The 10215-nt window shown below is 71.8% G+C and carries 6 protein-coding genes; 4 read left to right on the plus strand and 2 right to left on the minus strand.

The window, feature by feature from the left end:
* Positions 1–325, minus strand: a 325-nt coding sequence (locus ETD96_RS33070; RefSeq protein ID WP_478209495.1) for a nucleoside/nucleotide kinase family protein, incomplete at its 3' end; no start/stop codon positions are given.
* A gap of 173 nt (positions 326–498) precedes the next feature.
* On the opposite strand from ETD96_RS33070, the gene metH reads away from it, so the two are divergent.
* Positions 499–4104, plus strand: a complete 3606-nt coding sequence (gene metH / locus ETD96_RS33075; RefSeq protein WP_138640415.1) for a methionine synthase — start codon at positions 499–501, stop codon at positions 4102–4104.
* A gap of 134 nt (positions 4105–4238) precedes the next feature.
* On the opposite strand, the gene ETD96_RS33080 is transcribed toward metH, so the two are convergent.
* Complete coding sequence (locus ETD96_RS33080) at positions 4239–5015, minus strand: DUF2249 domain-containing protein (protein WP_138640416.1); 777 nt, start codon at positions 5013–5015, stop codon at positions 4239–4241.
* A gap of 59 nt (positions 5016–5074) precedes the next feature.
* Here ETD96_RS33080 and ETD96_RS33085 point away from each other — a divergent pair, with 59 nt between their 5' ends.
* From ETD96_RS33085 to ETD96_RS33095, 3 genes are read left to right on the plus strand one after another with little or no spacing between them, the layout of a single operon-like run.
* The gene (locus ETD96_RS33085; RefSeq protein WP_205719566.1) at positions 5075–6307 is read left to right on the plus strand and encodes a hypothetical protein; all 1233 of its coding nucleotides are present in this window, start codon (positions 5075–5077) and stop codon (positions 6305–6307) included.
* On the plus strand, positions 6304–8823 hold the full coding sequence (locus tag ETD96_RS33090; RefSeq protein ID WP_138640417.1) for a multicopper oxidase domain-containing protein: 2520 nt from the start codon (positions 6304–6306) through the stop codon (positions 8821–8823). Before ETD96_RS33085 ends, ETD96_RS33090 begins: the two co-directional genes overlap by 4 nt.
* A 16-nt stretch (positions 8824–8839) precedes the next feature.
* Positions 8840–10156: a HEAT repeat domain-containing protein gene (locus tag ETD96_RS33095; RefSeq protein ID WP_171069356.1), complete on the plus strand. Its 1317-nt coding sequence runs from the start codon at positions 8840–8842 to the stop codon at positions 10154–10156.
* Positions 10157–10215: the final 59 nt, after the last annotated feature.

Consider the following 10215-nt stretch of genomic DNA (forward strand, 5'->3'; position numbering starts at 1 on the left):
GCCCCGTCCCGCCCGGCTCCAGCGGCGCCAGCACCTCCCGGACCAGCCCGTTCACATCGAGCCACTCGTCGTAGAAGGCGTCGGGGTCGTCCCGCCCGAACTCGTAGCGCAGCGACGCGGGGCGCAGGAAGCCGCGCGCCGACACCCGGACCACGTCCCGCCCGAGCGCGCGCAGCGGCGCGGCGAGCGCGTCGGCGAGATCCCACGGAGCCGCAGGTGGCGCGCCGTCGACCGCGACCCGGAGCCGTGAACCGCGCCCGGCGGCGGCGATCCGCTCGGAGAGTTCGGTGACCACCCGTGACGGTGAGATCGGTCGCGCGCGCATCACCTCATCGTGCCCGCATCGTGGGACGCGACTGACACACCGGATCTCGGGAAGGTAACCTCGGAACGGGTCCGAGAGGCGCTGCAACGGGCGTCAGCCCGCCACGCTCGGGCCCGGCACACCGACTTCCGCAAGGGCGCCTCCCACATGAGCTGGGAGGTGCTCGAAAACCTATGACCCACACGAATCTGCGCGAGCTTCTGGACGAGCGGATCGCGGTGCTCGACGGCGCCTGGGGCACGATGCTCCAGGGCGCGGGGCTGAAGCCCGAGGACTACCGCGGCGACCGCGTCGGCGGCGACCACGCCAAGGACGTCACCGGCGACCCCGACCTGCTCAACCTGACCAGGCCGGACGTGATCCTGGACGTCCACCGGCAGTACCTCGGCGCCGGCGCCGACATCACCACGACGAACACCTTCACCGCGACCGGCATCGCCCAGGCCGACTACGGCCTGGAGTCGCTGGTGCACGAGATGAACGTGCAGGGCGCCCGGCTCGCCCGGCAGGCGGCCGACGAGTTCGGCGGCCGGTTCGTCGCCGGGTCGGTCGGCCCGCTCAACGTGACCCTGTCGCTGTCGCCCCGCGTCGAGGACCCGGCCTACCGCACCGTCACGTTCGACCAGGTCAAGGAGTCCTACGCGCAGCAGATCGCCGGGCTCGCCGAGGGCGGCGTCGACCTGCTGCTGATCGAGACGATCTTCGACACGCTGAACGCGAAGGCCGCGATCGCCGCGGCCCGCGAGGTCGCCCCCGAGCTGCCGCTGTGGATCTCGGTGACGATCGTCGACCTGAGCGGCCGGACGCTGTCCGGGCAGACCGTCGAGGCGTTCTGGCGGTCGATCGAGCACGCCGACCCGCTCGCCGTCGGGGTGAACTGCTCGCTCGGCGCCGCGGAGATGCGCCCGCACGTGGAGGAGCTGGCGCGGATCGCCGGCACCTACGTCGCCAGCCACCCGAACGCGGGCCTGCCGAACGCGTTCGGCGGCTACGACCAGACGCCCGAGGAGACCGGCGCCCTGCTGCGCGACTTCGCCGAGTCCGGCCTGGTCAACCTGGTCGGCGGCTGCTGCGGGACGGGCCCCGCGCACATCGCGAAGATCGCCGAGGCGGTGCGCGGCCTCGCGCCGCGCGAGGTGGCCAGGCCGGCGAAGGCCAGCCGGTTCAGCGGCCTGGAGCCGTTCGAGATCGGCGCCGACACCGGCTTCATCATGATCGGCGAGCGGACGAACGTCACCGGCTCCAAGCGGTTCCGCAAGCTCATCGAGGCGGGCGACCACCAGGCCGCGGTCGACGTGGCGCTGGAGCAGGTCCGCGGCGGCGCGAACCTCCTCGACGTCAACATGGACGCCGACCTGCTCGACAGCGAGCGGGAGATGACGACGTTCCTCAACCTGATCGCGACCGAGCCCGAGGTGGCCCGCATCCCGATCATGGTCGACAGCTCCCGGTGGACTGTGCTGGAGGCCGGGCTCAAGACCGTCCAGGGCAAGGGCGTCGTCAACTCGATCTCCCTCAAGGAGGGCGAGGAGCCGTTCCTCGCGCAGGCCCGCCGCATCCGCGACTTCGGCGCGGGCGTCGTCGTCATGGCGTTCGACGAGACCGGCCAGGCCGACACCGCCGACCGCAAGGTCGAGATCTGCGCGCGCGCCTACGACCTGCTCACGCAGAAGATCGGGTTCCCCGCCGAGGACATCATCTTCGACCCGAACGTCCTCGCCGTCGCGACCGGCATCGAGGAGCACAACGGCTACGCGAAGGCGTTCATCGACGCGCTGCCCCGCATCAAGGAGCGCTGCCCCGGCGCCCGCACCAGCGGCGGCATCTCGAACCTGTCGTTCTCGTTCCGCGGCAACGAGGTCGTCCGCGAGGCCATGCACTCGGCGTTCCTGCTGCACGCCGTCCGCGCCGGGCTCGACATGGGCATCGTGAACGCCGGGCAGCTCGCCGTCTACGAGGACATCCCCGCCGAGCTGCTCGAACTCGTCGAGGACGTGCTGTTCGACCGCCGTCCCGACGCCACCGACCGGCTCGTGGCGTTCGCCGAGACCGTCAAGGGCAAGGGCACCGTCCGCGAGGTCGACCTGTCCTGGCGGGACGCCCCGGTCGCGCAGCGCCTCTCGCACGCCCTCGTGCACGGCATCGTCGACTTCATCGAGGAGGACACCGAGGAGGCCCGGCAGCAGGCCGCCCGTCCGCTCGACGTCATCGAGGGGCCGCTGATGGACGGCATGAAGATCGTCGGCGACCTGTTCGGGTCCGGGAAGATGTTCCTGCCGCAGGTGGTGAAGAGCGCGCGCGCCATGAAGCGCTCCGTCGCCTACCTGGAGCCCTTCATGGAGAAGGAGAAGGAGGAGGCGCTCGCCGCCGGGCGCGTCCAGCAGGACCGCGGCCAGGGCAAGATCGTCCTCGCGACGGTGAAGGGCGACGTCCACGACATCGGCAAGAACATCGTCGGCGTCGTGCTCGGCTGCAACAACTACGACGTCGTCGACCTCGGCGTGATGGTCCCCGCCGCCAAGATCCTCGACACCGCGATCGCGGAGAACGCCGACGCGGTCGGGCTGTCCGGGCTGATCACCCCGTCGCTGGACGAGATGGTCTCCGTCGCCGCCGAGATGGAGCGGCGCGGCATGCGGCTGCCGCTGCTGATCGGCGGCGCCACCACGTCCCGCCAGCACACCGCCGTGAAGATCGCGCCCGCCTACGCGTCGACGACCGTGCACGTGCTGGACGCCTCCCGCGTCGTCGGCGTCGTCTCCGACCTCCTCGACGAGGACCGCGCCGCCGCGCTCGACGCCGCGAACCGCGAGGAGCAGGCGCGGCTGCGCGAGCAGCACGAGAAGAAGCAGCGCCGGCCCATGCTCACCATCGAGCGGGCCCGGGAGAACCGGGAGAAGGTCGACTTCTCCGACCTGCCGACGCCCGACTTCACCGGCGTCCGGATCGTCCAGCCCGACCTCACCGCGATCCGCGAGATGATCGACTGGCAGTTCTTCTTCCTGGCCTGGGAGCTGAAGGGCAAGTACCCGGCGATCCTCGACCAGCCCGTCGCGCGCGAGCTGTTCGACGAGGGCAACCAGCTGCTCGACCAGATCATCGCGGACGGCGCGTTCGAGGCGTCCGGCGCGTACGGGTTCTGGCCGGCGCACTCCGAGGGCGACGACATCATCCTGGACGGCGGGCCGCGCTTCCCGATGCTGCGGCAGCAGACGTCCAAGCCGGAGGGCCGCCCGAACCGGTGCCTCGCCGACTACATCGCCCCCGCCGGCGACCACCTCGGCGGCTTCGCCGTGACGATCCTCGGCGCCGAGGACCTCGCCGCGAAGTTCGAGGAGCAGAACGACGACTACAAGGCCATCATGGTCAAGGCCCTCGCCGACCGGCTCGCCGAGGCGTTCGCCGAGTACGTCCACCTGGAGGCGCGCCGCGCCTGGTTCGAGCCCGGCGCCGAGCCCGACCTGGCCGACCTGCACGCCGAGCGGTTCCGCGGCATCCGCCCCGCGCTCGGCTACCCGGCGAGCCCCGACCACAGCCTGAAGCAGCAGCTGTTCGACCTGCTGGACGCCGGCCGCCTCGGCATGAAGCTCACCGAGTCGTTCGCGATGGCGCCCGCCGCCAGCGTCAGCGGCCTGATCTTCGCGCATCCGGAGTCCCGGTACTTCACGGTCGGCCGCGTCGGCAAGGACCAGATCGAGGACTACGCCGTCCGCTGCGGCCTCCCGGTCGCCGAGGTCGAGCGCTGGCTCGCCCCGAACCTCGCCTACGACCCGTCCTGACGGGCTTCGCGAACGTCCAGACGGGCTTCGCGAACGTCCAGACGGGCTTCGCGAACGTGCTGACGGGGTTCGCGAACGTGCGAAACGCCTGACGGCCGCCGCGCCGCGGCCGTCAGGCGTGCTCTCGCCCGAGGTCAGGGACGGCCGATGCGGACCTTCCACACCTCGGGGCCCGACTCCTCGTAGTCCCAGGTGAACTCGCCGGGGTGCTCGGCGGCGAACTGGTAGTACAGCGGCTTCGGGTCGTGGTCGTTGACGAGGACGAACGCCGTCCCGGCGGTGAGCCCGCCGAACGCGGCGAAGATCTGCTGGTGGCGCTGCGCGGGGACGAGCGTCCGCACGTCCAGCTCGCCGTCGGCGACCTCGGCGGTCGCGCCCGGCGTGCCCGGGTCGTCGTGGCCGCCGCAGGTGCAGTGGTGGTCGCCGCCGTGGGACCCCTCGTCCTTGCCGAGGATCTCGTGCATGCCGTCGAGCAGCGTGTCGAGCTTCACACCGGCGTCCACGAGCGCGGGCAGGATGAGCTCGTTCTCCTTCTCCAGGTGCGACTGGAACAGGGCGTTGACGGCCGCCGCGGCGCCGACCGCCTCCGCGGGCGTGCGGGCCGCCTCCAGCGCCGCGACCCGGTCCCGCAGGACGGCGTGCTCGCGCAGCATGGCCCGCAGCAGCAGCCGGGCCTCCGGCACCTCCTCCGCCGCCTTGTAGAGCGTCGCCTCCTCGGCCTCGGCGTGCGGGACGATCTCCTCCTTCAGGAACGCGACGAGCGTGTCGCGCCGCTCGTAGGGGGCGACGAGCTGGTCGACGGCGCGGGCGATGGTGAGCGCGTGGTCGGCCAGGGTCCGGCCGAGCCGCTCGTGGTGGTCCAGGATGGCCCGCACCGTCTCCTGCTGCGGGCTCGCGGTCGATGTGGTCATGCGCACTCCTCGATGCCGGCGTATTTTTCACAACGCTGCTTGTATTTATAATAGCTGCCATGGAGAATCAGGGAGCCGGGGTACACGGCCGAAGCCCCCGGGCCGCACCCCGCCTCGCGGCGCGCCGGCTACCGCTGCTCGCCGGCGCGCTGCTCTCCCTCATCGCCGGGCTGTGGGGCGCCCTCACCCTGCTGGACGTCGGCGTCCCGCTGCCGCGCACCGCGTTCGCGCAGCAGCACGGTCCGCTGATGGCCCTCGGCTTCCTCGGCACGCTGATCTCCCTCGAACGCGCCGTCGCCCTCGGCCGCCCCTGGGCCTACGCGTCGCCCGCCCTCGCCGGCCTCGGCGCCCTCACCACCGCCGCCGGGTTCGCCGCCCCCGGACGCGTGCTCCTCACCGCCGCCGGCGGCTGGCTCGTCGCGGTCTACATCGCCGTCCTCGGCCGCCGGACCGACCGTCCTCCAGCCCCCACCCACCACCATTCAAACGAGGAGCTCCGCCCGCTCGCCGTCCAGGCCGCCGGCGCCGTCGCCTGGTACGCCGCCGGGCTGCTGTGGATCGGCGGCCGCGGCGTCGGCGACATCGTCCCGTGGCTCGCCGCGTTCCTCGTCCTCACGATCGCGGGCGAGCGCCTCGAACTCGCCCGCGTCGCGTTCCTCGGCCGCCGCGCCTCCGACGGCCTCGTCGCCACCGCCGCACTGATCGGCGCGGGCGCCGCCGTCTCCGTGTGGTGGGCCGAACCGGGCTGGCGCCTCACCGGCCTCGGCATGGCCGCCCTCGCGGGCTGGCTCGCCGTCCACGACATCGCGCGCCGCACCGTCCGGGGGACCGGCCTGCCCCGCTTCGCCGCCGCCTGCCTCCTCGCCGGGTACGCCTGGCTCGCCGCCGCCGGCACCATCTGGCTCATCGCCGGACGCCCCGGCGGCGGCGCCTACGACGCCGCCCTGCACGCGGTGTTCCTCGGCTTCGTGATGTCGATGGTGTTCGGGCACGCGCCGGTGATCCTGCCCGCCGTGCTGCGGATCCGGCTGCCGTACCACCCCGTCCTGTACGCGCCGCTGGTCCTGCTGCACGCTTCGCTCCTGCTGCGCGTGGGTGGCGACCTGGCGGGCTCTTCCGCGGCGCGGACGGCTGGGGGAGTGCTGGGCGAGGTGTCGCTGCTGCTCTTCGGCGCGTGCGCGGTGGCCGCGTCGCGACTGGTGGGAGGCGCCGCGCCACGGTCGGCGGGAGGGGCCGCGCCGCAGCCCGCGGGAGGGGCCGCGCAGCGGCCGGTCGAAAGGGAACGGTCATGACGTCCATCGGCATCCGCCCCAAGGCGGGCCCGCCGCCCCCGACGCCGCGCCGCCCGCGCGCGGCCTGGCACGCCGCCGCCAACGGGGTCGTGCTCGTCTGGCTGGCGCTGACCGTCGCCGCCGCGCTCGTCCGGCACGAGCTGCCCGCGCCGCGCTGGCTGCTCATCCACCTGTTCCTGCTCGGCGCGGTGACCAACGCCATCGTGACGTGGACGGAGCACTTCGCGTCGGCGCTGCTGCGCGTCCCGGCACCGCCCGACTGGTGGCCGGTGACGCGGCTGGCCGCGCTGAACGCGGGGATCGTCGCGGTGCTGTACGGGGTCGCCGAAGGCTTCCCGTGGGTGGCGGTCGGTGGCGCGGTCGCGGTCGTGGGCGTGGTCGCGGCGCACATCAGCGTGCTGGCCCTGCGCGGCCGAAGCGCCCTGGGCGGACGCTTCGCGCACGTCGTCGGCTGGTACCTGTGGGCCGGTGCGGCCCTGATCGTGGGCGGGACGCTGGGCGGACTGATGGCGTCCGGCCGCGTCCCGTCGCAGTGGCACGCGCCGATGCGGGAGGCGCACGCCCACGTCAACATCCTCGGCTGGGTAGGGCTCGCGGTGCTCGGCACGCTGTTCACGCTGTGGCCGACCGTCCTCCGCACCCGGATGGTGGACGGCACGGGCCGCATCGCACGCTGGTCGCTGCGCGTCGCCGTGCCGGGGCTGGGGATCGCGGTCGGCGGCCTGCTCGCCGAACTGCGCTGGATCGTCGTCGCCGGACTCGTGCTCTACGCGGGTGCTGCGGCGCTGGCCCTCGTCCCGTTCGTCCGGACGCTCCTGCAGCGGCGCCCGCACACGCCCGCGTCCTGGATGCTCGCCGCCGGAACACTGTGGTTCGCCGTGACACTGCTGGCGGACGCGTCCCGGCAGAGCCTCTCGGGGCTGCTCCCACTCGTGCTGGTCGGCTTCGTGGGGCAGACCCTCTTGGGGGCGCTGACCTTCCTGCTCCCGGTCGTCCTGGGCGGCGGACCGGCGGCGCTGAAGGCGAACGCCGGGCTCATCGAGCGCTTCTGGATCGTCCGGGTGGCGGCGATCAACGTCGCGGTGCCGCTGCTCGTCCTCCCGGTACCGGCATGGGCGAACCGGGGCGGGTGGATCGTCGTCCTGGCCGCGCTTGCTGCGTTCGTCCTGCTGGCGGTGGCGACTATTCTCCGCTCGCACCGGCCGTCACCAGTTGTTGCGGGCATCACTGCCGGGATCGTCCTTTCGGCCCTGGCTGTGGGGGTGGCGGCGGGCAGCGGTGATTCCTCTCCCGGGACCGTGGCCGCGTCGGGGACGCGTGTGGTGGACGTGACGTTGGCGAACATGCGGATCCGGCCGGGGACGATCGAGGCCGCGCCGGGGACGCGGTTGGTGTTGCGCGTGACCAACAAGGACGCGATGCGGCATGACCTGCGTTTGGCGTCGGGTCAGGCGACGCCGATGCTGGATCAGGGGGAGTCGGCGACGCTGACGGTGCCGCCGTTGAAGGGGACGGTAGACGGCTGGTGCACCGTTGCGGGCCATCGTGCCGCCGGGATGACGATGCAGATCAAGACGACTGGCGTGCATACAGGGCATGCTCCATCGGCGGCGCCGTCGATGGATCACCAGGCGATGGGCACGGGCCAACTCGATCTGTCGGCCCGTCCGTCGGCGGGCTGGAAGCCGTATGACGCCTCGCTCAAGCCTGCTCCGGGGGCGAGGGAGCATCGGGTGGAGTTGCGTGCCACCGACCGGGAGTTGGAGGTGGCGCCAGGCGTCCGGCAGACGATGTGGACGTTCGGTGGGAGCGTTCCGGGCCCGGTGTTGCGCGGCAGGGTCGGGGACGTGTTCGTGATCACCCTGGTCAATGACACGACCATGGGTCATGGGATCGACTTTCACGCCGGCAGCCTGGCCCCGGACGTACCGATGCGCACCATCCAGCCGGGGGAGCGATTGACGTACCGGTTCACCGCTGAGCATGCCGGGGCGTGGCTGTATCACTGCTCGACGATGCCGATGCTGCAGCACATCGCCAACGGCATGTACGGCGCGGTCATCATCGACCCACCGAACCTGCCCCGCGCCGACCGCGAGTACGTCATCGTCCAAGGCGAGCTGTACCTCGGCCAGCCCGGCTCGGAGGCGCAGGTGGCCAAGATGCGTGACGGCCGCCCGGACGCGTGGATGTTCAACGGCACCGCCGCCGGCTACGACCACGCCCCGCTCACCGCCCGCACCGGTGACCGCGTCCGGGTGTGGGTGGTGGACGCCGGACCCTCCTCCAGCACCGCCTTCCACATCGTCGGCGCGCAGTTCGACACCCTCTACAAGGAGGGCGCCTACCTGCTGCGCAAGAACGACCCCGGCGGCGCGCAGATCCTCGACCTGGCCCCCGGCCAGGGCGGCTTCGTCGAAACCGTCGTCCCCGAAGCGGGCCACTATCCCTTCGTCGACCACGACATGCGACACGGCGAATCCGGCGCCCACGGAATCCTGAAAGTCACTGACTGATGCAATCATCCTGTCCGTGGAGATACAGGCCCTTATAGAGCGACTGGCCGGACCGGACCACAAGTCCGCGAGCGATGCCTTGGTCCAGCTCGGCGCCCCGGCCGTGCGCCCCGTCCTGGACGTCCTCTGCGACGAGGACTCACCGGTCGAGTGGAGCACCAGCGCAACCGTGCTGCGCAACATCGGGCGTCCTTCCCTGGACCCGCTGCTCGAAGCGATAGCGGCGGCCCCCACCACCGAGGTCGCCCGCCGCTGCGGCTGGGCGCTCTGCGGCCTGAAGCTCGACGACCTGTCGGCGCTCGTCCCCGGCCTGCGGCACCCGAGCCCGACCGTCCGCGCGGACGTCGCGTACACGCTGCAGTTGAAGGGCGAGGCTGCTCTTCCTTATGCCCCCGACTTGATCGCCCTCTTGGACGACCCAGACGCCGACGTCCGGCAGCGCATCATCTGGGCCCTCCAGGGGATCGGCCCCGAGGTGCTGCCCCTGCTCAGGGATGTCCGTCGCTCCAGCACCGCAGGCCGCCGCCGCGTGCCCGCCCTACAGGCCATCGCCGCCATTGCCGGACCGTCCGCCATGGAGGACCGCGACCAGGCCCTCATCCGGCGCCTGATTCGCATCAAGCTCGCGAACGAGACACCGGAACCCATGCACCTCTGCGGCGCCTGGTACGCCGTTCCGACGACCGACCAGAAGGCCGTCCTGGAGGCGTTCGGCCTCAGCGACCCCGAACCGGTGACGATGCGGCTCGGCCAGTCGGCATGGACCAACGACACCCACTCGGACGCCGAACACGGCGGCTGCTCCCGCGTGTACGTCTCCCCGGCCTTCGACGGCTGGACGCTGGTCTTCGGCCATCACTCTGAAGACGCCCACCTGATCAGCGGCCTGGGCGACGACGAGGACGAAGACGACGAAGCCTTCCGCGACATCGTCCTCGCCCGCTGCCGGAGCCTGAGCGACCACTTCGGCACCGTCCACTGGTACGGCGTGAGCGGCGGCGACGGATGGACGTCCTGGTGCATCGCCGAGAAGGGCGAGATCGTCCGCTACTACGACTCCGAGGAGCCGGAGGAGCAGTTCGGCTCCCTGGCCGCCGAGGAGGGCCACCACCTCCCGGACCTCGAAGAGTTCGGAGACGACGACCTCCCCGAAGACCTAGAGACCGCCGACGCCACCACGATCGCCGAGCAACTGTCGGTGAACCCGGAGACACTCGGCCCGCACACCCGCGTCGAGGGCCACGGCGTCCTTGCCCTGACCGCCTGCGGCCGCGCCCACGGCCACCCCCAAGGCCTGTCTCTTATACACAGCTCCGAGCCCACGAGACCCTAAGACATCTCGTATGCCGACTTCTGCTTGAAAAAAAACAAGAACACATATGATAACAATGC

Origin of the sequence: Actinomadura geliboluensis (assembly GCF_005889745.1) — a bacterium.
In the GTDB taxonomy this organism is placed as follows: domain Bacteria; phylum Actinomycetota; class Actinomycetes; order Streptosporangiales; family Streptosporangiaceae; genus Spirillospora; species Spirillospora geliboluensis.

Coding starts and splice junctions, on each gene's coding strand:
- ETD96_RS33080 (WP_138640416.1), bottom strand. CDS start 5,015: ATGACCACATCGACCGCGAGCCCGCAGCAGGAGACGGTGCGGGCCATC.
- ETD96_RS33085 (WP_205719566.1), top strand. CDS start 5,075: ATGGAGAATCAGGGAGCCGGGGTACACGGCCGAAGCCCCCGGGCCGCA.
- metH (WP_138640415.1), top strand. CDS start 499: ATGACCCACACGAATCTGCGCGAGCTTCTGGACGAGCGGATCGCGGTG.
- ETD96_RS33090 (WP_138640417.1), top strand. CDS start 6,304: ATGACGTCCATCGGCATCCGCCCCAAGGCGGGCCCGCCGCCCCCGACG.